Below are 24,038 nucleotides of genomic sequence, written 5' to 3'. Positions count from 1 at the left end.
GTCAGGAGGCAGCCGGCTCGGACAGCGTGGCGACCAGGTCGACCAGCACGCCCGGGTCGATCGGCTTTTCGATCCAGCCGGTCGCGCCCGCGTCGCGTGCGGCGTCCTTGAACGCATCGCTGCCCTCGGTCGTCAGCACGAGGATCGGCGTGTGCGCGTACGCGCTCAGCTTGCGCAGCGCGGCGATCACCTCGAGCCCGCTCTTGCGCGGCATGTTCTGGTCGGTCAGGACCAGGTCGTACGGCGCCGTCGCCGCCATGTCGAAGCCGGCTTCGCCGTCCGGCGCCACCGTCACGTCGTAGCCGGCCTGCGCAAGCGTGGCCTGCAGCAGCGCACGCATGGTCGCGGAGTCGTCGATGGCGAGAATGGTTCGGATCATGTCTGTCTCGGAAACGTCAGGGTTTCGGCGCCACGGCGACGGCGCTCGCCACGGCCGGACGCACCGCCGGCGCCGGGCCGCCGAGCTGCTGCGCGAGCAGCTTCGAGCCGGCCGCGTCGGCGGACAGCGTCGTCGTCGTCGCGTCGTCGCGCATCAGCGCTTCTTCGGATTTGCGATTCAGCACGATCACGCTGATCCGGCGGTTTTCCGGATCGAGCGGATCGGCCTTGTTCAGGTTCTGCGTCGACGCGAGGCCCAGCACGCGCAGCACTTTCGCCTCGTCCATGCCGCCGGAGATCAGCTCGCGGCGCGACGCGTTCGCGCGGTCGGCCGACAGCTCCCAGTTGCTGTAGCCGCCCTCGCCGCCCGCGTACGGCACGGCGTCGGTGTGGCCCTGGACGATGATCCGGTTCGGCACGTCGTTCAGCGTCTTGCCGATCTCGCGCAGGATGTCGCGCATGTACGGCTCGACGTGGTCGCTCGACATCGCGAACATCGGCCGCTTCTGCGTATCGACGATCTCGATGCGCAGCCCCATCAGCGTCGAATCGATGCGGATCTGCTGCTTGAACTGGCGCAGCGTCGGATTGGCCTCGATCGCGGCCATCAGCTTGATCTGCAGGTCGTGCAGGCGCGTCTGCTCGAGCCGGTCCTGCGCGCCCTGTGCCTGCGACCGGGAATTGTCGTCGCCCGCCTTCGTGAGCCGCTCGGCGAGCGACGTCGTGCCGTCGGTGCGGCGCAGCGTGCCGGCGTCGACGCTCGACAGGTCGCGGCCGCCGCCGTTGATGATGCTGGACTCCTGCGAGCTGCGGTCGCCGCTGCCGAGGATCGCCGCCTTCAGCGGCATGTTGAAGTATTCGGCGATCCCCTTCAGCTGCACCGGCGTGACCGAACTCAGCAGCCACATCAGCAGGAAGAACGCCATCATCGCGGTCATGAAGTCCGCGTACGCGAGCTTCCATGCGCCGCCGTGGTGGCCCTTCTTCGCCGGGGCCACCCGTTTGACGACGATCGCGCGATCCTTGCTCTTGCTCATCGGTCGCTCCGCGTCACTTCGCCTTCACGCGGCGGACATGTTCCTCGAGCTCGGAGAACGACGGACGCTCGGTCGAGAACAGCACCTTGCGGCCGAACTCCACCGCGATCGCCGGCGCATAGCCGTTCAGCGTCGCGAGGATCGTCACCTTGATGCACTGGAACATCTTCGTCGACTCGGCCACGCGCTGCTCCGCGAGGCTCGCGAGCGGCCCGATCAGCCCGTACGACAGCAGGATCCCGAGGAACGTGCCGACCAGCGCCTGCGCGATCATCGCGCCGAGCACCGCGGGCGGCTTGTCGGCCGAAGCCATCGTGTGCACGACGCCCATCACGGCCGCGACGATCCCGAACGCCGGCATCGCGTCGCCGACGCGCATCAGCGCGTGCGCCGGGCCTTCGCCTTCCGCGTGGTGCGTCTCGATCTCCTCGTCCATCAGGCTTTCGATCTCGAACGCGTTCATGTTGCCGCCTACCATCAGGCGCAGGTAGTCGGTCAGGAATTCGACGATGTGGTGATCGGCGAGGATCTTCGGGTATTGCGTGAAGATCGGGCTCTTTTGCGGATCGTCGATGTCGGCCTCGAGCGTCAGCGTGCCTTCCTTGCGTGCCTTCGCGAGCAGCACGTAAAGAAGCGCCATCAGCTCCATATAGACGTCCTTCGTGTATTTCGAGCCCTTGAAGAGCGTCGGCAGCACGCGCAGCGTGGCCTTGATGGTCTTGCCGCCGTTGCCGAGGATGAACGCGCCGACGCCGGCGCCCACGATCATCAGGATCTCGACGGGCTGGATCAAGGCGCCCAGATGCCCGCCTGCCAGCGCATAACCGCCGAAGACGGACAACAGCGTCACGAGTGTTCCCACGATAATCAGCACTGCCTGTCCCTCACGAAAGACCGGCGGGGAGACCGCCGTTAAACAGGTTTACGGCAGTCGGCAGGAAAACTTTCGCGGCCGCGCGGCGGCGGCCCGACGGTGTTTACCAGCAATGCGCAGACGATTCGCGCGGCCCGCGGGCGTCGCTCGCGCCCCGCTTGCGCCCCGTCCGCCGGCGCTCAGGCCACGGCGGCGGCCAGTTCGGCGCGCGCGGCGGCGGCCTTGCGGGTCTTGCCGGCGCGCGACGGCGGCTGGCACAGCCCGCACACGAAACCTTGATGCGGATCATGCGCATGCGCGACGAAGTGGCCGCCGCAGCGCGTGCACGGCGTCATCTGCAGCATCCCGGAATCGAAGAAACGCACCAGCGTCCATGCGCGCGTGAGGCTCAGCGCGGCCTCGTCGCCGGACAGGTTCACGTGCTCCAGATAGAGCCGGTACGCCTTCACGATCGACTGGATCGGCTCGCAGCGGCCGTGGTCCTGCATGAACCGGTAGATGTTGTAGAACAGCGACGAGTGGATGTTCGGCTGCCACGTCATGAACCAGTCGGTCGAGAACGGCAGCATCCCCTTCGGCGGCGACACGCCCTTCAGTTCCTTGTACAGCTTGATCAGACGGTCCCGCGACAGGCTCGTCTCCGCCTCCAGCAGCTGCAGCCGGGCGCCCAGTTCGATCAGTTCGATGGCGAGGGTGATTTCCTTCACCTCGATCACGACGCTTTTGCTTGCCATGGTGATAACCGTCCGCTTGACGTTGTGCGAATGAATGGCCAATACGCTGCCGGCCGGCGCGGCACGCCGGGACACACGCAAGGCGGGATGGATCAGCGGACGCCTTCGACCTGCTGCCCGGCCATCAGGATGGCCGAGTGGGCGTGCGCGACGACGTCGCTGCGGCCCTTGTCGGCGAGCGACGACAGCAGCGCGTGATCATCGAAGCGGAAGCGGCACAGCATCTGGTTCGACGCGGCCAGCTTCACGGTCTGCGCGAGCGTGAGGTTGGCGAGCACGTCGGCGAGTTCCTGGGAAATGCCCATGCGGAACATGCCCATCGCCTTGTCTTCCCGCAGCAGTCGCTGCGCGAGGAGGAGGTACGACAGGTTGACCTCTTTGATCTCACTGAGCATTTCGCTGGTAGCGCTCATGATTCCCCCGTTAAAAAGCTTTGCTTTGGCCATTCATGTTATGAAAACGTTTGCTCGATCAGTTCGCACCGGGCGCTCAGTCGGCTCGTTTATAGTCTTACAGGGCGAATTTTGGCCAAACGGGATTTATGTCGGTATCAGCGAAGTGGCGTATGCCACGCAGGATTTGTCTGTAAACCGTGTAGGAATTTTTCCGACAAGGCGAATTGAAAGGGACGATTGGAAAAACGGGTTGCAACGCGGATTCGGTTGCGAGGGGCCCCGATGGCCGCCGCGCCGGTGGCGGAAGGCTTGCCGGCAGGCTGCCGACAATCGGATCGGTAAAAATTATAGTGCTTTTTCACGATAGCGCAACAATAGTTATGGCTGTCGCGATTCATGTTTCCGCGCCCTTTTTCTCGGGGTTTTCGCGTATTTCATCGTGTAACAAGCCTTAAGTGTTTGAAAAAACACTCGAACCCCTCAGGGCGATATCGATAATGGACTCCAATGGGCGGCGGCGCGAGCCGTGCCGGCCCGCCCCGCAGCTTGCCGTCCGGCGCCCCGCGCACCCCGCCCAGGGCCCGGCCACGTACCGCGAACCGCGTGCGTCGGCAAGTTCCGCAACCTTGTACGGGATCCGCATCGGCGCCGTCGCGCGCTCGGATCGACACAGGAGAACATCCATGCGAATTGCCCAGATCGCGCCGCTTTACGAAGCCGTCCCGCCGAAACTCTACGGCGGCACCGAGCGTGTCGTGTCCTACCTCACCGAGGCGCTCGTCGAACTCGGCCACGACGTGACGCTGTTCGCCAGCGGCGACTCCGTCACGTCGGCCCGTCTCGAGGCGGCGTGGCCGCGCGCGCTGCGGCTCGACCCGTCGGTCCGCGATTCGATGGCGCCCCATATGCGGCTCCTCGAGCAGGTCGCGCGGGTCGCGCACGAATTCGACGTGCTGCACTTCCACCTCGACTACCTGCCGTTCCCGCTGATGTCGCGCCTCGACACGCCGTACGTGACGACGCTGCACGGCCGCCTCGACCTGCCGGAGCTGCAGCCGGTGTTCGACGCGTTCCCGGATTCGCCGGTCGTGTCGATCTCGAACAACCAGCGCAAGCCGCTGCCGCAGGCCGCGTGGGCCGGCACCGTGTACCACGGGCTGCCCGACACGCTGCTCACGCCGCAGCCGGACATGAAGCCCGAATATCTCGCGTTCCTCGGCCGGATCTGTCCCGAAAAGCGCGTCGACACCGCGATCCGGATCGCCGCGCAAAGCGGGCTGCCGCTGAAGATCGCCGCGAAGGTCGACAAGGCCGACGCGGACTACTTCAAGGAAGTGATCGAGCCGCTGCTCGACCAGGCGCACGTTGAATTCATCGGCGAGATCAACGAAGCGCAGAAGCCCGCGTTCCTGTCCGGCGCGAAGGCGCTGCTGTTCCCGATCGACTGGCCGGAGCCGTTCGGCCTGGTGATGATCGAGGCGATGGCCTGCGGCACGCCGGTCGTCGCGTTCAACCGCGGCTCGGTGCCGGAAGTGATCGAGGACGGCGTGACCGGCTTCATCGTCGAGGACGTGCAGGGCGCGGTCGGCGCGCTGCACCGGATCGACAGCCTGTCGCGCACCGCGATCCGCGAGCGTTTCGACACGCGTTTCAGCTCGAAGGCGATGGCGCAACGCTACGTCGAAACTTACGAATCGCTTTGCGCGGCAACCAAGCAACCGGCATTGCGCCGGGTCGCGGGCGCCTGACACGGAAATCCGCGCGGAAAATAGCCGGTAAATCCGCGCCGAAATCGGCGCGCAAAACCAAAAGAGCCGCATCGACGATGCGGCTTTTTCTATTGGGCTTTCGGTCACTCGATCAGGAAACGATCGCGGTTTTTACCGACGATCCAATTCGGCGGCTTGCCGCGGCCGCTCCAGGTTGCACCCGACTTCGGATCGCGGTATTTCGGCGGCAGCGGCGCCTTCTTCGGCGGACGCCCGCGCCGCGCCCGCTCCGCGAAGCCCAGGTCCTGGGCCGTCAGGCCATATTCGGCAATCAGTCGCTGGACGTCGGCGATCACCGCCGCCACTTCCTGGCGGCGCACGTCGTCCGCCTGGGCCTGCAGATCGGCGATCTGCGCCTTGAGTTTCGCGTATTGAGACATTTTTCGACTCCCCTTTTCGATGATGCGGCCCCGGCGAATCCGGCCGGAACACCAACATCCGTTACGTCATCCGCACTGCCGCCCTGCCCTTCGAAATTAATGCTGCCATCTTTAACCGAATCGTCTAAATCGAGAATGCGGACTTATTCTAATAAAAGGCATTCGTCAGCCATTCAAATTTAACAATCGTTTACCCTCCTGGGCCCGATTCATTTCCTATAATCCAGACCAATTCCGGACGACGCAATAAATTCGTTGGGTCGTCCGGGTCTTCAACCCACTTGGACGAGGTCCTTACATGAATCTTTCTCAGCGTCTCGCTGCAGAGGTATTCGGCACGTTCTGGCTGGTGCTCGGCGGGTGCGGAAGCGCCGTGCTGGCCGCCGCCTTTCCGGGCCTCGGCATCGGTTTCGCCGGCGTCGCACTCGCCTTCGGCCTGACCGTGCTGACGATGGCATTCGCCATCGGCCACATCTCGGGCTGCCACCTGAATCCGGCGGTGAGCGTCGGCCTGACGGTCGCCGGCCGCTTCCCGGCGCGCGATCTCGCGCCGTACGTCGTCGCGCAGGTCGTCGGCGCGACGCTCGGTGCATTCGTGCTGTACCTGATCGCAACCGGCAAGCCGGGTTTCGACGTGGTCGGCAGCGGCTTCGCGACGAACGGTTTCGGCGATCGCTCGCCCGGCCACTACTCGCTTGCCGCGTCGTTCATCTGCGAAGTCGTGATGACGGGCTTCTTCCTGTTCGTGATCCTCGGCGCGACCGACAAGCGCGGTGTGCCGGCCGGCTTCGCGCCGATCGCGATCGGGTTGTGCCTCACGCTGATTCACCTGATCTCGATCCCGGTCACCAACACGTCGGTGAACCCGGCGCGCTCGACCGGCCCGGCGCTGTTCGTCGGCGGCGACGCGATCGGCCAGCTCTGGCTGTTCTGGGTCGCGCCGCTGATCGGCGCGGTACTCGCAGGGATCATCTACCCGCTGGTCGCCGGGCGTGACGACGCCGTCGACCTGCTGCCGGCATCCGCTCGCACAAGCGAATAAAACACTACGGGGTCAAGCGAGCAGAGCAGCGAGCCTCACGCTGTCGAAGAACATCGAGGCAGGCAATTTCGACGGGCGCCCCTGGCGCCCGTTTTTCATTTCCGCGCGGGAAACGCGCGGGGCGGGCGCTCAGGATGCGACGACGTCGTCTTCGAGCGAGAACAGCGTGCGCAGGTGGCGGGCGACGCCCGCGTCGAAGTTGTTGCCGATCCGCGGAATGTGCGGCAGCCGCGCGACCAGGTCGGGGTTCGCGTTGTTCATCATGAACGCATGACCGGCGGTTTCGAGCAGGTCGATGTCGTTCATGTTGTCGCCGAACGCGATGCAGTGGCCGGTGTCGACGCCGAGCCGCGCGAGCACCGTGCGCAGTGCACGCCCCTTCGACACGTTCGCGGTCATCACTTCGAGGCAGTCGGGCAGCGAGTACGTGACGTACAGCGTCTCGCCGAACTGCACGCGCATCTGCTCGGCGACGACCGCCAGATCGGCCGGTTCGCCGATATACAGCACCTTCGCGATATCCGCGCCGTCGTGCGCGGCCATGTCGATCACGTCGTACCGGAAGCCCGAATCCTGATGGAATTCGAGCAGGTGCGGCGCTTCGCGGTCGATCAGCCAGCCGTCGTTGGTGAACAGGTTGACGATCACGCGGCCGTGCGCGCCGACGACTTCCGGCTGCACGAGGCGGCGCACGATCGCCGCGTCGACGTCCTGCGCGTGGATGGTCGTGTCGTCCGGCGCATGCACGCGCGCGCCGTTCGACGTGATCAGGTACGGCCGGATGCCGAGCACGTCGCGAATGCCGGCGACGTCCGCATAGTGGCGCCCCGTGGCGATCACGAACTGCACGCCGTCACGGTCGAGCCGGCGAACGGTGTCGATCGTGTACGGGTCGAGCTGGTGGTCGCTGTTCAGCAGCGTACCGTCGAGATCGGTGGCGATGACTTTGTACATGGGGCGGGAGAGCGGCGCTCGCGGCACGGAGGAAGCGTCATTTTAACGTCGTGCCCGGCAGCGCGCCCGGCCGTTGCCGTCAAGCGCCGCCCGGGGCGCTGCTTCGACGTGCGATCCACCCGCCTCGCGTCGCCCCAGGCTTCAGCCGCCTTCCGCCGCCCGCAACGCCTGCAGCGCGAGCCGCAGCGCGCCATGCGCCGAATCGTCGAGCGGCGCGCGCAGCCGGGCGGCGTGCCGCGCCGGCACGGCCGGCGTGAGCGCGTCCGCCAGCCCGCCGCACAGCGCGACCGGCAGCGCCTGCTGCGGATCGAGCGCGTCGATCATCTTGCCGATCTCGTCGCCGGCCTGCGCGATCAGCGCGCTCGCGACCGGATGCGTGCGGTGCGCGAACACGATCGGTGCAAGACGCGCGTAGATCGTCTGGTTCGCATCGCACGACCACTGGACGAGCGCGTCGCGATCCTGCGCGCCCGTTTCCGCGAGCAGGGCGGCGGCGAACGCGTCGCGCGGCACGCGGCCGTCGAGCGCCTGTTGTGCATAGGCGAGCGCGCGCACGCCGAGCCACGCGCCGCTCGCCTCGTCGCCGGACGGAAAGCCGAAGCCGCCCGCGATCCGGCACGCACCGGCAGCATCGAGCGCCGCCGCGATGCTGCCGGTGCCGAGCGCGACGATGAGCCCCGGCGCGCCGCCATGCGCGCCGACGACGGTCGTGTACGCGTCGCTCTCGATCGCGAGCGCGCCGAGCGGCGCCTGCGCGCGGAACGCGGCGAGCCACGCCGCGTTGTTGACGCCGGCGAGCCCGCAGCCGAGCGCGCACTGCGACCACTCGAACGCGAGACCGGCCTGCGTGAACGCCGCCGCGCAGGCCGCGCCGATCGACGCCCATGCCCGCTCGATGCCCAGACCGAGCCCCGACGGGCCGCCGCGCCCCTGCGCCAGCTCGCGCCCATGCCGGTCGGCCAGCACCGCACGGGTGCCCGTGCCGCCGCCGTCGATGCCGATCGCAAAAAGTAGTGCCGCCATGCCTTCATCCCGCAGATTCGAACAGGCGCCAAGCTTAACCGGATCGGCGCCGCGCGCCCATCTGCCGTTCGGCCGGCTATCCCGCCAAAAGGGCTTCCGCTATGCTGGCGCGATCGAATCGACACTGAGAACGAGGCAGACGATGTCGCAGCGGTGCAACTGGGTGAAGACGGAAGCGGACGCTCACTATCACGATACCGAGTGGGGCGTGCCGTCGCACGACGATCGCCACCTGTTCGAAATGCTGATCCTGGAAGGCGCGCAGGCCGGACTGTCGTGGTCGACGATCCTGAACAAGCGCGCGGGCTATCGCGAGGCGTTCGCCGATTTCGACGTCGATGCCGTCGCCCGCTTCACGCCCAAGCGCATCGAGAAATTGCTGGAGAACCCGGGCATCGTGCGCAACCGCGCGAAGGTCGAATCGGCGGTGGCGAACGCGCGCGCGGTGCAGCGCATCCGCGAAGAGCACGGGTCGCTCGCCGCGTTCCTGTGGTCGTTCGTCGGCGATACGCCGGTCCAGAATGCGTGGCAGTCGTACCGCGACGCGCCCGCATCGACCGAGCAGTCCGACGCGCTCAGCAAGGCGCTGAAGGCGTACGACTGCAAGTTCGTCGGCTCGACGATCTGCTATGCGCTGATGCAGGCGACCGGCATGGTCAACGATCACGAAGCCGGCTGCCCGTGCCACGCGCAATGCGCGGCGCTCGGCGGCAAGCAGCCGGCACGCCGGCGCAAGGCGGGCTGACGGCGCAGGCGCATGCGTGGCGCCGGCGCTGCGCCGCTGACCCGCGGCGGTTGCACCGCTCGTTCGCCGCTCGCCGCTCGCCGCTCGCCATTCGCCATTCGCCATTCGCCGTTCGCTACTTGCTACTTGCTACTTGCTACTTGCCGCTTGGCCCTACCGCGCGGCGCGCGACGACGCCACCGGCACGGCCGGCCGCGCGCTCCGCGCAGCCCGCACGCGTGCGCTGCGCTTCTTCACCCAGATGCAGACGCCCGTCACGCTCAGCATCGCGATCACGATGCCGAGCACGCTCACCGCGACACGTCCGGCGACACCGGCGATCCGCCCCGAGTGCAGCGGAAACTGCGCCTGCATGAACAGGTCGCCGGCCGAACCGCGGCCCGGTACCTGCGTCGCGACGGGCTTGCCGGTCACCGCATTCCAGTACAGCCACGCGTTGCCGAGCCCGACGTCGCCATGGTCGTTGCCTGGCGTGAAGAACCCGACCGCGTACGCGTTCATCGCCGGAGCGAACAGCAGCGCACCCGGCGGCGCGGCGATCCCCGCGTCGCGGCCCGCCGAGCGCGCGATCTCGACGATCCGCTCGCGCGGCAGCACCTGGCTGCCCGGCGGCGCCGGCGGGAAATGTTCGGGATTCGTGTACGGCGTTTCGGCGAGCGGCGAAACCAGCGAGACCAGCGGGCGCACGACGGGAACCGCGAGGTTCATCGAGATCGATGTGATCGCCACGACCAGCAGCAGCCCCCACACCCACACGCCGCCCGAGCGGTGCAGGTCGAACACGAGCGGATAGCCGCCGCGCCGCACGCGGAACGCGAACGACTTGCGCCAGCTTTTCAGGTTCGGAAACGCGAGCACGAGCGCGATCAGGCTGTCGATCGCCCATACGATACCGACGACGCCCATCACCCAGAACCCGAAGTTGATCCCGCCGTACACGGGCAGGAACAGCGAGTAGTGCAGCCGGTAGATGAACGGCATCAGGTCGAGCCGCGCGAGCGACAGCACGCCCCATTCGCGGCGGCCCTGCACCGCGCCGGTCGCGGGATCGACGGCGACCTGGCTGAAACCGAGTGCGTACGGCCGGCCGGTCGCCGGATCGGTGCGCGGCATCACGCCCGCCTGCAGCGTGTGCCCCGGTTCGATCGCGAGCGGCAGATAGGTCACCTGCACGCGCGGATCGGCGGCCTCGATGCGCGCCGCGAGTTCGAGCGGCGCCAGCGGCGCCGCGCCGCTGCGCGCGGTATAGAAATCCGGGTTCAGCGCCGCGTCGAGTTCATGGTCCCACGCAATCAGCGCGCCGGTGAGCCCCGCGACGAACAGGAACAGCGCGATGGCGAGCCCGAACCAGCGGTGCAGGCGCACGAGAAATGGTCGCAGGAACGCATTCATCGCGTGCGCAGCGAACGGAAAGCGGGCCGGCACGAGCGGCGGCCCCGATTCGACGGGAGGCAGTTCATTGATGTCGGGCGCCGCGCAACGGTCATCCGGCCGGTCAGGCAAGGCAACGCCGGATGCGCTTGCATGCGGCATGGATTGTTGCGCGTTCGGCGAGTTTTGATACGATCCGCGACATTTTAACTCAATGCGAATGATTCTTACTCGCATTTTTCGCACGAGCGAGCACGCGCGCTGGCACTCGACCGCCGGACGCCTGTCGCCGGGCCTCGACAGTCCGCGGGAACGGACCCGCCGCAACGGCCCCGGGATTTTCCCGGCCCGCAAAAGCAAAACGGCGGAGCGGCCTCTTTCGAGGCACACTCCGCCGTTTCGCGGCGAACCGTCAGACGCTCTTAGTGGAGCTTCTTCGGCAGCATCTGGCTGCGCAGGCGCTTGTGCAGGCGCTTGACGGCTGCTGCCTTCTTGCGCTTGCGGACTGCGGTCGGCTTTTCGTAAGACTGGCGCTCACGCAGTTCAGCGATCAGGCCATTTTTTTCGATAGCGCGACGAAAGCGGCGAATCGCCACTTCGAACGGCTCGTTTTCTTTCAGAAGAATCGTCGTCATGTCGTTCCTAAATTGCTTAAACGGTCAAAAACGTAGCGGCCAAGCGCCACGCACCGGCCATCCGAGCGTCCCCACAACAGGCGAAACGAGCGGAAATACGGCCTCGGAGGCCGGAAAAGAGAGGCGGAAAGCACCGCGAGTACGCTTCACAACCGCGTGCAGCGCCGCGTTTGACTGCCAGCAGACATGCCGAAACCGGCAAAGGCGTGACAGAAAATCTCAATTCAGCCCGCCATCATAGCAGGGAATCACAGACAAAACCACCCTTTTGTCGGTCGTGTGTGCACAGCGTCACGACTGAGTGCCGGGACCGTGCCGGGCCGGTTTCTGCCCCCGTTTAATCCCGGCGTCGCGCCGGGCCCGGTCCGAAATGACAAAGAAGGATAAAAATTCGGGCCGAATCTCCAAGTGCCCCTCAAGTTTTGTTTTGGTACGCCGAAATCCTGCTCTGAGGCGGCCAGCAATGAACGAGTGCTTCCGCCGACGCCAAAACGGCTTTCCAGGGCTTTCGGCTTAAACAGGAGATTTTCCATGCTCGGAATTAACAGCAACATCAACTCGCTGGTTGCACAGCAGAACCTCAACGGCTCGCAGAACGCCCTGTCCCAGGCCATCACGCGCCTGTCGTCGGGCAAGCGCATCAACAGCGCAGCGGACGACGCGGCAGGCCTCGCGATCTCGACCCGGATGCAGACCCAGATCAACGGTCTGAACCAGGGCGTGTCGAACGCCAACGACGGCGTGTCGATGATTCAAACGGCATCGAGCGCACTGTCGTCGCTGACGAACAGCCTGCAGCGTATCCGCCAGCTGGCCGTCCAGGCGTCGACGGGCACGATGTCCACGACCGACCAGGCAGCGCTGCAACAGGAAGTTTCGCAGCAGATCCAGGAAGTGAACCGTATCGCGTCGCAAACGACGTACAACGGCACGAACATTCTCGACGGCTCGGCAGGCATCGTGTCGTTCCAGGTCGGCGCGAACGTCGGCCAGACGATTTCGCTGGACCTGAGCCAAAGCATGTCGGCTGCGAAGATCGGCGGCGGCCTGGTGCAGAAGGGCCAGACGGTGGGTACGGTGACGGGTCTGAACCTCGACGCCGCAGGCGCATACACGTCGGCTACCGCAACGATCTCCGCGATCAACGTGATTTCCGACGGCAAGGGCGGCTATTCGTTCACCGACCAGAACGGCCAAAGCATCACGGCAACGGTCGCGCAAGCAGTGTTCGGTGCCAACGCAACCGCCGGCACGGGCACCCAAGTTGGCGCACTGTCGCTGCAGGCCGGCGCAACGGGTGCTGGCACGACCTCCGCTCAACTCACGGCGATCAATAACGCGATCGCGCAGATCAACGCGGTCAACACTCCGAAGACCGTGTCGGGCCTCGACATCAGCACCGTCAGCGGGGCGAACGTCGCGATGGTGTCGATCGACAACGCGCTGCAGACGGTGAACAACGTGCAGGCGGCACTCGGCGCGGCACAAAACCGCTTCACGGCAATCGCCACGTCGCAGCAGGCAGAATCGACCGACCTGTCGTCGGCACAGTCGCAGATCACCGACGCGAACTTCGCGCAGGAAACCGCGAACATGTCGAAGAACCAGGTGCTGCAACAAGCTGGCATCTCGGTGCTCGCACAGGCGAACTCGCTGCCGCAGCAGGTCCTGAAGCTCCTGCAGTAATCGCGTAGCAACCGACGGCCGGGCCCCGCGTAACGCGCGGCCCGGCCGCAGTCACTTGGCGCGCGGGGCCCCGCTCCGCCGCCAGGTCTTCACCCAGAATTCCACGGATCACCCGCCGCACGGAGCACTACGATGTCGACGATCAATTCCGCCGTCACTGCCGCCAACAATTCGGCCAACAGCCAGCTGCAACAGGCTGCCCAATCGATCATCAGCGGTTCGACCGGCAACTCGTCGATGGACGTCAACTCGCTCGTGACGGCACTCGTCAACGCGAAGACCGCCGGCCAGGCCGCCGCGCTCAACGCGCAGCAAAGCAGCGACAACACCCAGATTTCCGCGTACGGCGCGCTGTCGGCCGCGCTGAGCGCACTGCAGGCGAGCCTCACGACGCTGTCGAACGGCTCGCTGCAGAACACCTTCACCGCGACCGCGAGCGGCACCGGCCTCACCGCGACCGCGGGTGCCGGCGCAGTGGCCGGCAGCTATTCGGTCGGCGTCACGCAGATCGCGACGTCGCAGTCGCTGTCGTCGGCCGCGTTCGGCGCGTCGACCGCGCTCGGCACCGGCACGATGACGCTGTCGCTCGGCAGCCAGTCGTTCACGGTCGACGTGAACAGCACCAACAACACGCTGTCCGGCATCGCCGCCGCGATCAACACCGCGACCGGCAACCCGGGCATCGTCGCATCGGTCGTCAACGGCAGCGACGGCGCCCACCTCGTGCTCAGCTCGACGCCGACCGGCGCGGCGAGCACGATCGGCGTCGCGCTCAGCAACGTCGCCGGCGACAACGGCCTGTCCAGCCTCGGCGTCACGTCGACGGCCAGCACGACGGGCGGCCAGTCGACGATCACGTCCGCGAACGGCAGCGCCGCGTGGAAGCAGAGCACGGCCGCGCAGGACGCCGCGTTCACGATCAACGGGATCGCCGGCACCAGCGCGAGCAACACCGTGACGAGCGCGATCACCGGCGTCACGCTGAACCTGACCAGCGCCGCCGTCAGCGCCACGCAACCGCAAACGCTGACGGTCGCCACCGACACGAAATCCCAGGCCGCCGCGATCAACAACTTCGCGACGCTCTACAACACGCTCGTCACGACGATGGGCTCGCTGTCGAGCTTCACGTCCGGCTCGTCGTCGCAAGGCCCGCTGCTCGGCGACTCGACGCTGAACACGATCAAGAACGCACTCGCGTCGATCGTCGCGAGCGGCGTGACCAGCAACGGCTCGACGGTCAACCTCGCGTCGATCGGCGTCACGCTGCAGGCCGACGGCACGCTGCAGGTCGACAGCACGGCGCTCAACGGCGCGCTGCAGAACAATCCGACTGGTGTCGCGTCGCTGTTCAACTCGACCAACGGGATCGGCGAGCAGTTGACGACGAACATCACGAACTACACGAAGACGAACGGGCTGATCGCCGCGCGCACGACCGCGCTCAGCAACGATCTGAAGAACGTCGCCCAGCAGCAGACGACGCTGTCGAACTACGCGGCACAGCTCACGAGCCAGTACCAGGCGCAGTTCACCGCGCTCAATACGCTGATGGCGACGATGAACAGCAACTCGCAATACCTGACCCAGTTGTTCGGCGGCGCGAACAGCGGCGGCGCGCTGGCGAACAACAAGAGCTGACCGCTAGCCGGACCGGAGAGCCCAGATGGAACAGACCGAACTGATTGCGCAGATCGACGCGTTCACCGACGCGATCGAACACGCGGCCGCGATGGCCGACTGGGCCGAGGCCGTGCGCCTCGTCGATGCGCGCGGCTCGCTCATCGCGCTGCTCTCGGCCGACCAGCCGCCCGTCGGCATCGCCGCGATCCGCCGCATCCAGACCAGCAACGACCGCATCTTCGCCGACGCGCAACGCGCGCAGCAGGAACTGACCGACGAATACCAGGCGGCGATGAGCCGCGTGCAGGCCGTCGGCCAGTACCAGAGCATCGCGAACCGCTAAGACCCGCCGCGCGGCGTGCCCGGCACGCACGCGCCGCCCACCCGACAACAAGAACTACGCGCTGATGTGAGGGCGTGCTCGTTCGCCTCCCCGCCCGCCTCGTGCGGGCGTTTTTTTCGTCATAGCACGACGGCCCGCACCGCCAACACGCCAATCAAGCAAACTGGCGCGGCTTTTGGCGTCATCTCGCTGCATTGGCTTGCCACCACACTGCAGATAATGATAACGACCGATTTCCCGTGACCATCATCATGTCCTCGTCCGATTCGCCCGTCGCCGCGCCGGCATCCGACCAACAGTTCGAGCACGATATTGCACTCGTCCTGCAAAGCGCTATCGAGCGTCACCATGCCGGCGCACTTGATGATGCAAAGGCGTTGTATGAAGCGATACTCGGCGCGCTACCCAAGCACGGCGACACGAATTACAACCTTGCAATCCTAAAGGTCGACACGGGCAATCCCGAATCAGCTGTTTCGCACTTTGAAGTCGCACTCGGAACGGCACCGAACAACGGCAACTACTGGATCGGCTACATCAACGCGCTGTATCGCAGCGACCAGACGCAGGCCGCTTGGATTGCGGTGGAAATGGCGCAGCAGCGAGGCGTACACGGTCCCGCGCTTGATGGTCTGATCGCGCAGATGGCCACGCCGTCTGTCGTGCTCCCGACCGCACCAGCCTCGCCCGCGCCCGCGACGCTGGACGTATCCTTGGTGACACTGACCGTCAACGACGCCACGCAGACGATATCGCCGACGACGACGCATACGGTTCTTCATCGAGTGCCGCAGCGCAAACTGCAAGCTCACACGGCGCTGTTCAACAGAGGACGCAACAGCGAAGCGATCGCACTCGCCAGAGAACTGGTCGCAGCATATCCGACGGACGCAGCGAGTTGGCGGGCACTTACCGTCTCGTTGTATCGTGATCACCGCTACCGCGAAACCATCGACGCCGGTTATGAACTGATCAAGCGCGAGCCTCACGACCTGATGACGCGCACGCTGCTAGCCGAGGCACTACGCACGGCAGACCGATCAACCGAGGCGGAAACGCAATGTCGGCACATCATTGCGATGCAGCCTGACAACGCGGAAGGCCACCGTATTCTCGGCCTTGTCCTGCATAGCCTACGTCGGCATGACGAAGCGATTGCGGCATGCCGTCGCGCTGTCGAACTGGCGCCGCAGGTCGCGTCGATGCATTCTGCACTCGGCTTCCTGTTGCTCGATCAAGGCGCATCGATCGAAGCCATTCAGTGGCTTCGGCGCGCGATCGAAATCAATCCGATGGACAGCATCACGCACAGCAGCCTGCTGTTCTGCTTGATTCATGACAATTCAATCGACGATGAATTGTTGATGCGCGAACATCGTGCATTCGGGAAACTGCACGAGGCGCGCGTCAAGCCCATACGCCATACTAACCGGCGGGACCCGCGCCGTAAGCTGTGCGTAGGTCTCGTTTCCGGCGACCTATTTAATCACGCGGTCTCGTCGTATCTCGCCCCTACCGTCCGCTATCTCGCGGACGATCCCAGCCTGTCGCTGCACTTCTATTCCAATCACCTGTTCGAGGATCATGTAACGGCAACGTTGCGTGAGCAGGCAGACTCCTGGACCGACGCCACCGTACTTAACGACGACGCCTTTGCCGACAAGATTCGACGCGACGGCATCGATATCCTGATCGACCTGTCCGGCCATACCGGCCACAACCGTCTGCCGGTATTTGCCCGCAAGCCGGCTCCCGTCCAGGCATCATGGATTGGCTATCCCGGAACGACTGGCCTGAACTCGGTCGATTATGTCCTGAGCGATCGCTTTTTCTCTCCGCCTGGCTTGCTCGACTCGCAGTTCGTTGAAAAACTCGTGCGCCTGCCCGCCGTCGCGCCATTCTCACCGCCGCCGCATTGCCCGCCGGTCAATGGGTTGCCAGCGCTGCATGCCGGACACGTCACGTACGGAAGCTTCAACCGCCTAAACAAGTTGCGCCCCGAAGTGATCGCGCTGTGGGCCAAAGTCTTGCGCGCCGATCCGCTGGCACGGATGGTGATCGGCGCGATCGGGCAGGACCGGGACCAACGCACATACGTCGACTGGTTTGCCGCGGAAGGCATCTCCGCGCAACGACTCACATTTCAGCCGCGCGCCCAGACCGCAGTCTATCTACAGCAGCATCACCACGTGGATATCTGTCTCGATACCTTCCCGTATGCAGGCTCGACCACGACGCTCAATGCACTCTGGATGGGCGTGCCAACCGTCACGATCTCGGGACGCAAACTGCCGAGCCGAGGCAGCGAAGCGTGGTTGAGTCATCTCGGACTCGACGAGTTCATCTCGAATGACGCCGATGACTTTGTCGACCGCTCGCTCGCGCTATCGAAGGATCTCGGCCGACTGAGCGCATTGCGCGCCTCGATGCGTGAACGCTGCCTGGCATCGCCGGCATTCCAGCCCGCGACAATTGCAGCCGGTTTGTCCACCGCATGGCGCACCATGTGGGCACGATGGTGCACGGGCGAACCGCCCGTCTCGTTCGACGCCGTGCCGGCCACGCCGGACGATGTCTCCCGGCCCGCGTGACCGATTCGCGTAGAACACACATGTACTTGGGGAAATGGACATCATGACCGCCAGCCTTCCCGCCTCGTCCGTCGCACAACTGCCGCGCGACAGCATCTACGTCACGCAACCGTACCTGCCGCCACTCGACGAATTCATACCGTACCTCCAACAGATCTGGGATAGCCGGGTTCTCACCAATGGCGGCCCGTTTCACCAGCAATTCGAACGGGCACTATGCGACTACCTCGACGTGCCTCACCTATCGCTTTTCGCGAACGGTACGCTCGCGCTCGTCACCGCGCTGCAGGCGCTAAGAATCACCGGCGAAGTGATCACGACGCCATACTCGTTCGTCGCGACTGCGCACTCGTTGCTGTGGAACGGCATCAAACCCGTGTTCGTCGACGTGGACCCCGATTCGCTGAATCTGGATCCTGCGAAGATCGAAGCCGCCATCACACCGCAAACGACCGCGATCATGCCGGTGCACTGCTACGGCCGGCCATGCGACGTCGAAGCGATCCAAAAAATCGCGGACAACTACAACTTGCGCGTGATTTACGATGCAGCACACGCGTTCGGTGTTCACACGCCGACGGGCAGTCTGTTGCGGCATGGCGATCTATCGGTACTGAGTTTCCACGCGACCAAGGTATTCAATACCTTTGAAGGAGGCGCGATCATCTGTCCCGATGCGAAAACGAAGCAACGCATCGATCACTTGAAGAATTTCGGGTTCGTCGACGAAGTCACGGTCGTCGCGCCCGGCATCAACGGCAAGATGAGCGAGATCAACGCGGCATTCGGATTGCTGCAACTTCAGCATGTCGATACGGCAATCGAGCGTCGCGCGCACATCGATGCCATGTATCGCGAGCAACTGAGCGGGTTGCGTGGACTTCGATGCATCGAGCACGGCGACGACGTACGACACAACTACTCGTACTTTCCGATTCTCGTCGACGACGAATATCCGATCAGCCGCGACGCGCTCTATAGCAAGCTTCGTGCACACGAAATTTATGTGCGCCGTTACTTCTACCCGCTCATCTCGGAATTTCCGATGTATCGCGGGTTGCCGTCGGCGCACAAGTCGCTGCTGCCAGCCGCCGCACACGCATCCGAGCGCGTGCTGTGCCTTCCGATCTACCCGGCACTGCGCGACGAAGACGTCGAACGAATCGTGAAGGTCATCAAGGAGCGCGCGTGACGTCGGCGGCAATCAGTGACCTGTCGCGGTCGTCCTCATGCACTTCCAGCGCCATCGCATTCAGCTCGATTCGCGATCTGATCAAGCAGGAACAGGTGCGAAACGCGGACTTCATCCGTACCGCGCTACCCGCTTATCTCGAAAAACTGGAGACGCGCGCCGAGTTCATCGCCGAAGGAATAGATGGCATCTGTCACGGTTTCGTCGCGTTCTACTGTAACGACTACGCGACGCGAATACTGTACGTGACCCTGATCCTTGTATCGCCGACGCGCCGCCGTACTGGTCTTGGCGAACGCCTGCTTACCAGAACCCTCGAACTCGCCCATGCACGAGGTTTCCTGCGATGCCGCCTCGAGGTGCATCCGGACAATCCCGGCGCTCGCGACTTTTACGCGCGGCTGGGTTTCAAACCAATCGATGCGCGATCGGACGCTATCGTGCTCGAACGCATGTTGTGACATTTCTCTAACCCGGTACGCCCGAAGCCCGGTGTCACTGAACACGGCTCCGCCACCCAGCGGCCGCCTATCGCATCACTCAGCAGAAAGAGAGCGCGACAAAATGAAGTGCATGATTTGCGACGCCGAAGGCGACTACTATTTCTCGAAGACCTATACCGAGCGACCTCTTTCCGACTTCATGAGCTCAATCGGCAAGGTCGACTATCACAAATGTCGGCAATGCGGCTTCGTTTGGTCCGGTACACATCAATCGCTGCCGGCCGAGAAATGGAGCGAATTGAATCGCCAGTTTCATCACTACATCGAGAATCCCGCCAACGAAACGAAGGGCAACCAGCCGCCGTACGCCGAACAAGCGATGATGCTCGCCCTGCTCGGAAAGAACGGCGTGATTCGTTTGGACAACATGGTCGACTATGCTGCCGGGTACGGTACATTGAGCAACGTTCTGGCGAAGTACTACGATCTTGAACTGCCGATCTTCGATCTCTACGTGAAAAACGACGGCTCGGGCAGATATATCGATCCATCCAACCTCGGTCGCTACAAGACCGTGATCAATTCGGCGATGTTCGAGCATGTCCTGCACCGAAGCGATCTCGATTTCGTACATGACATGGTCGATCGCGACGGCGCACTGGTCATCCATACCGTCGTCTGTGAACGCGTACCGAACGACCCGGAATGGTTCTACTTGCGCCCTCCCGTGCATACCGCCTTTCATACCAATCGAAGTATGACCATCCTGATGGAGCAATGGGGCTATCGGGCATCACTCTACTGTCCTCAGGCCAAGTGCTGGGTTCTGCTTCGCGACAAATGCGCACATATCGGCGAAACGGTCGCATCGATCAATCGCGAACTCCAGACCACGTGGTTCCATTACAAGGAAGGATTCGTCGACTACTGGAAGGGATTCTAGATCGGCCTGCATGTGACGAAATGTATCGATGCCCCGTCCTTCACGTGAGCTGACAGGACGACCCGCGCATACCGGCGGGCAATGCGTGGCCGGGAATCGAATGCCAGCTTCCGAAGCAGGCAACGCACTCGACGTCGGGTGGCGACCGACGCTCTCCGGTTTATCTGCGCAATTACAAGCAAAACCTAAATTCCGGGACAGAACTACCGTTATAGCAAAAGTAGGTATGGTGTCATGCAACGAATGCAATTCCGAAAGGAATCGACGTTTGTGCATTTCGCCGACACTTACGCCACGGGCCTGAATCGCTGCCGGGGCGAGGCAACCGTATCGCGCGTCAATCAAGCATCGGGCGCGACGCATACCACCGGATTCCCCTCCTCCTATCGCGCTTCGCCAAGAAGTGCAATCCAGGCAAGAGAAACCGGTTTTCCGGTGCACTCTCGGTAACGCCGGGCACATACCAACTAATTGAATATTGAGAGAACTCGACTGATGCGTATCAAACTGATCGCCACCGCGCTCACGGCCATGGTTTCTTTGACGTGCAGCGCAGCCACCAGCGTCGTGATCGATGCAAAAGCCAATTGCCTTTCCAGCTTCGTCGGGACCGTCTCCGGCGGCACGTCGGCAAAATTCAGGCTCGCAAGGGGCCAATACGCCGTCTCTCTTGTGTCGAACACGATGAGTTGCGGTGGCGGCTCACTCGATAATGGCTGCAACATCGATACCGTGATGATGCAAGGCGGCTACGGCTACGGAAGCATCCGATGGGGCACCGCAGTCACGGCCAAACCCACCGTCATCCTGATGACCAGCGACCTCAACGATGTTTTCGCCTACGTCAGCGATGACTACTGTGGCGACAACGTCGGACAGGCGACGCTCCTAATTCAGCCGGTAAACTAAGCTCAATTTGCACGGTGCACGCAGCGCGCGTGCGTATCGCCCTACCTGCACAAGCAAGGCCAGCAGCTCGAACGGCCGCGTCCCCGACAGGACACGGCCGTGACCGGTCACCCCGATACCCGCTGCACCGCGTCGGGCATCGCGACCCCGTCCGCAGGGACTGCCTGAGTCAAATCGTATTCCGTCAGCATGCCCCTTACTTCCGCAACGGAGTTGAACATCAGCAGGTCCACGATCGACAGCCAGGGAACGAACGGCGCCCCGAACTGAACGTATTCGATCGGCCTCGACCGGAGAAACCGCAGATCAATGCCGCGCGCCGCAAAATCTTCGTGCGAGTACAAATCAACACCGCCGATCGCGTTGACATACGTCGTCGCCCCCAGCGACTCGCAGATCGCGAGTACGCGACTCTGCCCCTTCAATGACGGATCAACGTCGATCGACGACGACACATCGATACGCGTGTCGATGCCGAGCCGATCCACGACGACATCGATCGATCGCTTGATGAACTTGAACAGGTTCGGCTCGTCAGAGTCGATCACGGCGCTCACGAGGTTGAATCCTTGCTCAAAGAACGGCGCACGAACATAGGCTCCCTTCAACTGGGCGGCAAGTTTCACGGGATCGTAATCAGACGACACCTCGCGATCACGAACATCGAGCGAATCGGCATCTCGTTTCAGCGGAATACTGAACAGCGCATCGCTGCCGTTGAGCAGGAAGCGGTTCCGGTTGAACCACCCCTTCTTCGTGTACTTGATGTTGTCGTATACAACAAACCGGTCAACCGCTCCAATCAGTTGAAAGTAGCCGATATACGGCAGGAAATACGGTTGCATGATCGCGACTTTCATCGCCTCACCCCTGACGGACAAACGGCACAAAAAATGGCTGGAGAGCGGCGCGGCATGCCAAACAGGCTACGCATCGACGCACTCTCTGAAATGCGCGGCAAACGCCGCCCGCAGCCGCTCGGCCATTTGAATCCAGCTGTCGCCGCGCCCGCGACGGAACAGCCGCATCGTGCCCGGATACCACGGCGAATCGTCGCGATCGTGCATCCAGCGCCAGTCCACGTCCTGATTCGGCAGCAGCACCCAGCAGGGCTTGCCGAGCGATGCGGCCAGATGGGCCGTGGACGTGTCGACGCACACCACGAGATCGAGTTGCGCGACGATCGCGGCCGTATCGGCGAAATCGCCAATCTCCGAGCCCAGGTGCAGCAACGGCAGACCGCCCGGCGGCTGGCGCGCCTCGTCCTCGCCCTGCCCCTTCTGCAGGCTCACGAAGTTCACGCCCGGCACGCTCCACAGCGGCGTCAGCAACGCCAGCGACGGCAGCGAACGGTGCGCGTCGTTGTGATGCTTCGGGTTGCCTTTCCACACGAGGCCGACGCGCGGGCCGGCCGGCAGCGCATCGAGGCGCGCGCCCCAGCGGGCGACACGCGCCGGATCGGGTACGAAACGCACCGGCGGCGGGATCGTGTCGAGCGTCGTGCCGGCGTGCATCGGCGCGCTCAACAGGCTCGTCCAGTAATCGAATTGCGCGGCCTGAGCGGTGGCCGTCTCGTGATCGAGCACCGCGTCGACGCCGTCGACCGTCGCCATCAGACGATGCAGCGCGGGCTGGCACGCAAACACCACACGCGCCGCCCGCCGCGCGCGAAATTCCGCGAAATAGCGGCTGAACTGCAGCATGTCGCCGAGGCCGTCCTCCTGCCACACGAGCAGCGTCTTGCCGGCCAGCGGCTCGCCTTGCCACTGCGCGCACCGCAGCACCTCGCGGGTCCGACGGTGCACGAAAGTCGACTGTTCGTAGCGCGATTCGTAGCGGCGCCAGCCTTCGTCGAACCGTCCGCGGCTGAGCAGCAGCGTCGCCAGCCCGAAGCGCGCATCGTCGTAGTCCGCGCGCAGGTCGAGCGCGCGGCGGTAGGCGCGTTCGGCTTCGTCGAGCTGGCCCGCATGCGCGAACGTCGTGCCGAGGTTGTAGTGCGCCTCGGCCATCTGCGGCGCGAGCGCCAGCGCGTCGGCGAACGCGATGGCCGCTTCATCGTGGCGGCCCTGCGCCCGCAGGACGCAGCCGAGATTGTTGTGCGCCTGCGGCAGGCCAGGCCGGCAGCGGATCGCGTCGCGATAGGCCGCTTCCGCTTCGGGCAGGCGATCGAGGTTCTGCAGCGCGACGCCGAGGTTGTAATGCGCTTCCGGGTGATCCGGACACAGCGCAATGGTCTGCCGGCTGGCCGCTTCCGCTTCGGGCAACCGCTGCATGTCGACGAGAATCGCGCCGAGATTCGCGTGCGCGAGTACGTGGTCGGCGCGGACGGCGATCGCGAGGCGGTACGCGAGCTCCGCCTCCGCCGGCCGGACGAGCACGCGAAGCAGGTTGCCGAGATCGGTCAGCACGTCGGGCGACTGCGGCTCGATCAGCAGTGCGTGACCGAACGCCTGTTCGGCCTCGTCGAGCCGGCCGAGCGCTTCGAGCACCTTGCCGAACCGGTGATGGTGCGACGCGCGTAGCGGCGTGATCGACGCGATCTGCCGGCGCAGCAGCGCTTCGGCTTCGGGCAGGCGGCCCTGCGACACCAGCAGCGCGCCGAGGCCGTCGTAGGGCGGTTCGAACGCCGGCATCGCGTCGATCGCGCGCCGCCACCAGGCTTCCGCATCAGCCAGCCGGGTCAGGCCGAGCGCGCTGACGGCTGCGACGTGCAGCGCCGCGACGGCCGGCGACGGCTGCTCGAGCAGCGGCGCGATGCGCGACAGCGCGTCGGCAAACCGTCCGTTCTGGCACAGGGCCGCGGCGTGTTGAACCGGTGCGGATTCGTCGGAAGCAGGTGTCGTCATGAAAGGCTGGGCAAGGCGGCGGACAGTCATCGCATCCGGCCGTCGTGGCGACGGCCCGGCATGCGCGACGCGTGCCGCGCCCGGGCGACCGTTTCGGCACGGAGAGCGTCGATTGACAGGTTACC

The 24,038-nt window shown here is 64.5% G+C and carries 23 protein-coding genes; 11 read left to right on the top strand and 12 right to left on the bottom strand.

Translation table 11 applies throughout. The annotated features are described in order from the left end of the window. Position 1: 1 nt before the first annotated feature. From HWX14_RS32640 to flhD, 5 genes are all read right to left on the bottom strand, one after another. On the bottom strand, positions 2-379 hold the full coding sequence (locus tag HWX14_RS32640) for a response regulator (protein ID WP_175886289.1): 378 nt from the start codon (positions 377-379) through the stop codon (positions 2-4). 16 nt (positions 380-395) lie between these two features. Beyond that, on the bottom strand, positions 396-1,415 hold the full coding sequence (gene motB / locus HWX14_RS32635) for a flagellar motor protein MotB (protein ID WP_175886288.1): 1,020 nt from the start codon (positions 1,413-1,415) through the stop codon (positions 396-398). A 13-nt stretch (positions 1,416-1,428) separates the two neighbouring features. Next, on the bottom strand, positions 1,429-2,289 hold the full coding sequence (gene motA / locus HWX14_RS32630) for a flagellar motor stator protein MotA (RefSeq protein WP_034209583.1): 861 nt from the start codon (positions 2,287-2,289) through the stop codon (positions 1,429-1,431). Positions 2,290-2,468: 179 nt separating this feature from the next. Further along, positions 2,469-3,023 (bottom strand): flagellar transcriptional regulator FlhC, encoded by a 555-nt coding sequence (gene flhC / locus HWX14_RS32625; protein ID WP_006493184.1) that lies wholly within the window; start codon positions 3,021-3,023, stop codon positions 2,469-2,471. Positions 3,024-3,115: 92 nt separating this feature from the next. Then, the gene (gene flhD, locus HWX14_RS32620; RefSeq protein WP_011350590.1) at positions 3,116-3,436 is read right to left on the bottom strand and encodes a flagellar transcriptional regulator FlhD; all 321 of its coding nucleotides are present in this window, start codon (positions 3,434-3,436) and stop codon (positions 3,116-3,118) included. A gap of 665 nt (positions 3,437-4,101) precedes the next feature. On the opposite strand from flhD, the gene HWX14_RS32615 reads away from it, so the two are divergent. After that, positions 4,102-5,166, top strand: coding sequence for a glycosyltransferase family 4 protein (locus HWX14_RS32615; protein WP_175886287.1), 1,065 nt, complete (start codon positions 4,102-4,104; stop codon positions 5,164-5,166). Positions 5,167-5,270: 104 nt separating this feature from the next. On the opposite strand, the gene HWX14_RS32610 is transcribed toward HWX14_RS32615, so the two are convergent. Continuing rightward, on the bottom strand, positions 5,271-5,567 hold the full coding sequence (locus tag HWX14_RS32610) for an H-NS histone family protein (protein ID WP_027783224.1): 297 nt from the start codon (positions 5,565-5,567) through the stop codon (positions 5,271-5,273). Positions 5,568-5,865: 298 nt separating this feature from the next. On the opposite strand from HWX14_RS32610, the gene aqpZ reads away from it, so the two are divergent. Then, a complete protein-coding gene (gene aqpZ / locus HWX14_RS32605) occupies positions 5,866-6,609 on the top strand; it encodes an aquaporin Z (RefSeq protein ID WP_175886286.1) in 744 nt (247 codons plus the stop codon). Between the two features lie 129 nt (positions 6,610-6,738). Here aqpZ and HWX14_RS32600 read toward each other — a convergent pair whose 3' ends face one another. Together HWX14_RS32600 and HWX14_RS32595 are read right to left on the bottom strand one after the other, a co-directional pair. Then, complete coding sequence (locus HWX14_RS32600; RefSeq protein ID WP_175886285.1) at positions 6,739-7,563, bottom strand: Cof-type HAD-IIB family hydrolase; 825 nt, start codon at positions 7,561-7,563, stop codon at positions 6,739-6,741. 141 nt (positions 7,564-7,704) lie between these two features. Beyond that, positions 7,705-8,586, bottom strand: a complete 882-nt coding sequence (locus HWX14_RS32595) for a BadF/BadG/BcrA/BcrD ATPase family protein (protein ID WP_175886284.1) — start codon at positions 8,584-8,586, stop codon at positions 7,705-7,707. 142 nt (positions 8,587-8,728) lie between these two features. Here HWX14_RS32595 and HWX14_RS32590 point away from each other — a divergent pair, with 142 nt between their 5' ends. Next, positions 8,729-9,331: a DNA-3-methyladenine glycosylase I gene (locus tag HWX14_RS32590; protein WP_175886283.1), complete on the top strand. Its 603-nt coding sequence runs from the start codon at positions 8,729-8,731 to the stop codon at positions 9,329-9,331. Between the two features lie 153 nt (positions 9,332-9,484). On the opposite strand, the gene HWX14_RS32585 is transcribed toward HWX14_RS32590, so the two are convergent. Together HWX14_RS32585 and rpsU are read right to left on the bottom strand one after the other, a co-directional pair. After that, entirely contained in the window at positions 9,485-10,723 is a 1,239-nt protein-coding gene (locus HWX14_RS32585) for a PepSY-associated TM helix domain-containing protein (RefSeq protein ID WP_175886353.1), read from the bottom strand. Between the two features lie 401 nt (positions 10,724-11,124). Next, a complete protein-coding gene (gene rpsU / locus HWX14_RS32580) occupies positions 11,125-11,337 on the bottom strand; it encodes a 30S ribosomal protein S21 (protein ID WP_006401410.1) in 213 nt (70 codons plus the stop codon). Between the two features lie 531 nt (positions 11,338-11,868). Here rpsU and HWX14_RS32575 point away from each other — a divergent pair. From HWX14_RS32575 to HWX14_RS32540, 8 genes are all read left to right on the top strand, one after another. Further along, entirely contained in the window at positions 11,869-13,023 is a 1,155-nt protein-coding gene (locus tag HWX14_RS32575; protein WP_175886282.1) for a flagellin, read from the top strand. A 132-nt stretch (positions 13,024-13,155) separates the two neighbouring features. Beyond that, positions 13,156-14,664, top strand: a complete 1,509-nt coding sequence (gene fliD / locus HWX14_RS32570) for a flagellar filament capping protein FliD (protein ID WP_175886281.1) — start codon at positions 13,156-13,158, stop codon at positions 14,662-14,664. 25 nt (positions 14,665-14,689) lie between these two features. Next, a complete protein-coding gene (locus tag HWX14_RS32565; protein ID WP_175886280.1) occupies positions 14,690-14,989 on the top strand; it encodes a flagellar protein FliT in 300 nt (99 codons plus the stop codon). 251 nt (positions 14,990-15,240) lie between these two features. Then, positions 15,241-17,580, top strand: a complete 2,340-nt coding sequence (locus HWX14_RS32560; protein WP_175886352.1) for a tetratricopeptide repeat protein — start codon at positions 15,241-15,243, stop codon at positions 17,578-17,580. Between the two features lie 43 nt (positions 17,581-17,623). Then, positions 17,624-18,772, top strand: a complete 1,149-nt coding sequence (locus HWX14_RS32555) for a DegT/DnrJ/EryC1/StrS family aminotransferase (RefSeq protein WP_175886279.1) — start codon at positions 17,624-17,626, stop codon at positions 18,770-18,772. Then, positions 18,769-19,233, top strand: coding sequence for a GNAT family N-acetyltransferase (locus tag HWX14_RS32550; protein ID WP_175886278.1), 465 nt, complete (start codon positions 18,769-18,771; stop codon positions 19,231-19,233). Before HWX14_RS32555 ends, HWX14_RS32550 begins: the two co-directional genes overlap by 4 nt. Before the next feature lie 103 nt (positions 19,234-19,336). Continuing rightward, positions 19,337-20,158, top strand: a complete 822-nt coding sequence (locus HWX14_RS32545) for a methyltransferase domain-containing protein (RefSeq protein WP_175886351.1) — start codon at positions 19,337-19,339, stop codon at positions 20,156-20,158. Between the two features lie 495 nt (positions 20,159-20,653). After that, a complete protein-coding gene (locus HWX14_RS32540) occupies positions 20,654-21,067 on the top strand; it encodes a hypothetical protein (RefSeq protein WP_175886277.1) in 414 nt (137 codons plus the stop codon). Positions 21,068-21,174: 107 nt separating this feature from the next. On the opposite strand, the gene HWX14_RS32535 is transcribed toward HWX14_RS32540, so the two are convergent. Together HWX14_RS32535 and HWX14_RS32530 are read right to left on the bottom strand one after the other, a co-directional pair. Next, on the bottom strand, positions 21,175-21,927 hold the full coding sequence (locus HWX14_RS32535) for a WbqC family protein (RefSeq protein ID WP_175886276.1): 753 nt from the start codon (positions 21,925-21,927) through the stop codon (positions 21,175-21,177). Positions 21,928-21,993: 66 nt separating this feature from the next. Further along, entirely contained in the window at positions 21,994-23,913 is a 1,920-nt protein-coding gene (locus HWX14_RS32530; protein WP_175886275.1) for a tetratricopeptide repeat-containing glycosyltransferase family protein, read from the bottom strand. Positions 23,914-24,038 lie beyond the last annotated feature (125 nt).

This window comes from Burkholderia sp. BCC0044, assembly GCF_902832955.1.
Taxonomy (GTDB): domain Bacteria; phylum Pseudomonadota; class Gammaproteobacteria; order Burkholderiales; family Burkholderiaceae; genus Burkholderia.
The sequence above is the reverse complement of the archived record's forward strand: the minus strand, read 5'-3'. Positions and strand labels throughout refer to the sequence as shown.

Coding starts and splice junctions, on each gene's coding strand:
- HWX14_RS32565 (WP_175886280.1), top strand. CDS start 14,690: ATGGAACAGACCGAACTGATTGCGCAGATCGACGCGTTCACCGACGCG.
- HWX14_RS32595 (WP_175886284.1), bottom strand. CDS start 8,586: ATGGCGGCACTACTTTTTGCGATCGGCATCGACGGCGGCGGCACGGGC.
- HWX14_RS32610 (WP_027783224.1), bottom strand. CDS start 5,567: ATGTCTCAATACGCGAAACTCAAGGCGCAGATCGCCGATCTGCAGGCC.
- HWX14_RS32535 (WP_175886276.1), bottom strand. CDS start 21,927: ATGAAAGTCGCGATCATGCAACCGTATTTCCTGCCGTATATCGGCTAC.
- HWX14_RS32560 (WP_175886352.1), top strand. CDS start 15,241: ATGTCCTCGTCCGATTCGCCCGTCGCCGCGCCGGCATCCGACCAACAG.
- HWX14_RS32555 (WP_175886279.1), top strand. CDS start 17,624: ATGACCGCCAGCCTTCCCGCCTCGTCCGTCGCACAACTGCCGCGCGAC.
- HWX14_RS32575 (WP_175886282.1), top strand. CDS start 11,869: ATGCTCGGAATTAACAGCAACATCAACTCGCTGGTTGCACAGCAGAAC.
- HWX14_RS32585 (WP_175886353.1), bottom strand. CDS start 10,723: ATGAATGCGTTCCTGCGACCATTTCTCGTGCGCCTGCACCGCTGGTTC.
- motB (WP_175886288.1), bottom strand. CDS start 1,415: ATGAGCAAGAGCAAGGATCGCGCGATCGTCGTCAAACGGGTGGCCCCG.
- HWX14_RS32590 (WP_175886283.1), top strand. CDS start 8,729: ATGTCGCAGCGGTGCAACTGGGTGAAGACGGAAGCGGACGCTCACTAT.
- aqpZ (WP_175886286.1), top strand. CDS start 5,866: ATGAATCTTTCTCAGCGTCTCGCTGCAGAGGTATTCGGCACGTTCTGG.
- HWX14_RS32540 (WP_175886277.1), top strand. CDS start 20,654: ATGCGTATCAAACTGATCGCCACCGCGCTCACGGCCATGGTTTCTTTG.
- HWX14_RS32545 (WP_175886351.1), top strand. CDS start 19,337: ATGAAGTGCATGATTTGCGACGCCGAAGGCGACTACTATTTCTCGAAG.
- HWX14_RS32640 (WP_175886289.1), bottom strand. CDS start 379: ATGATCCGAACCATTCTCGCCATCGACGACTCCGCGACCATGCGTGCG.
- fliD (WP_175886281.1), top strand. CDS start 13,156: ATGTCGACGATCAATTCCGCCGTCACTGCCGCCAACAATTCGGCCAAC.
- HWX14_RS32600 (WP_175886285.1), bottom strand. CDS start 7,563: ATGTACAAAGTCATCGCCACCGATCTCGACGGTACGCTGCTGAACAGC.
- flhC (WP_006493184.1), bottom strand. CDS start 3,023: ATGGCAAGCAAAAGCGTCGTGATCGAGGTGAAGGAAATCACCCTCGCC.
- HWX14_RS32530 (WP_175886275.1), bottom strand. CDS start 23,913: ATGACGACACCTGCTTCCGACGAATCCGCACCGGTTCAACACGCCGCG.
- flhD (WP_011350590.1), bottom strand. CDS start 3,436: ATGAGCGCTACCAGCGAAATGCTCAGTGAGATCAAAGAGGTCAACCTG.
- HWX14_RS32615 (WP_175886287.1), top strand. CDS start 4,102: ATGCGAATTGCCCAGATCGCGCCGCTTTACGAAGCCGTCCCGCCGAAA.
- rpsU (WP_006401410.1), bottom strand. CDS start 11,337: ATGACGACGATTCTTCTGAAAGAAAACGAGCCGTTCGAAGTGGCGATT.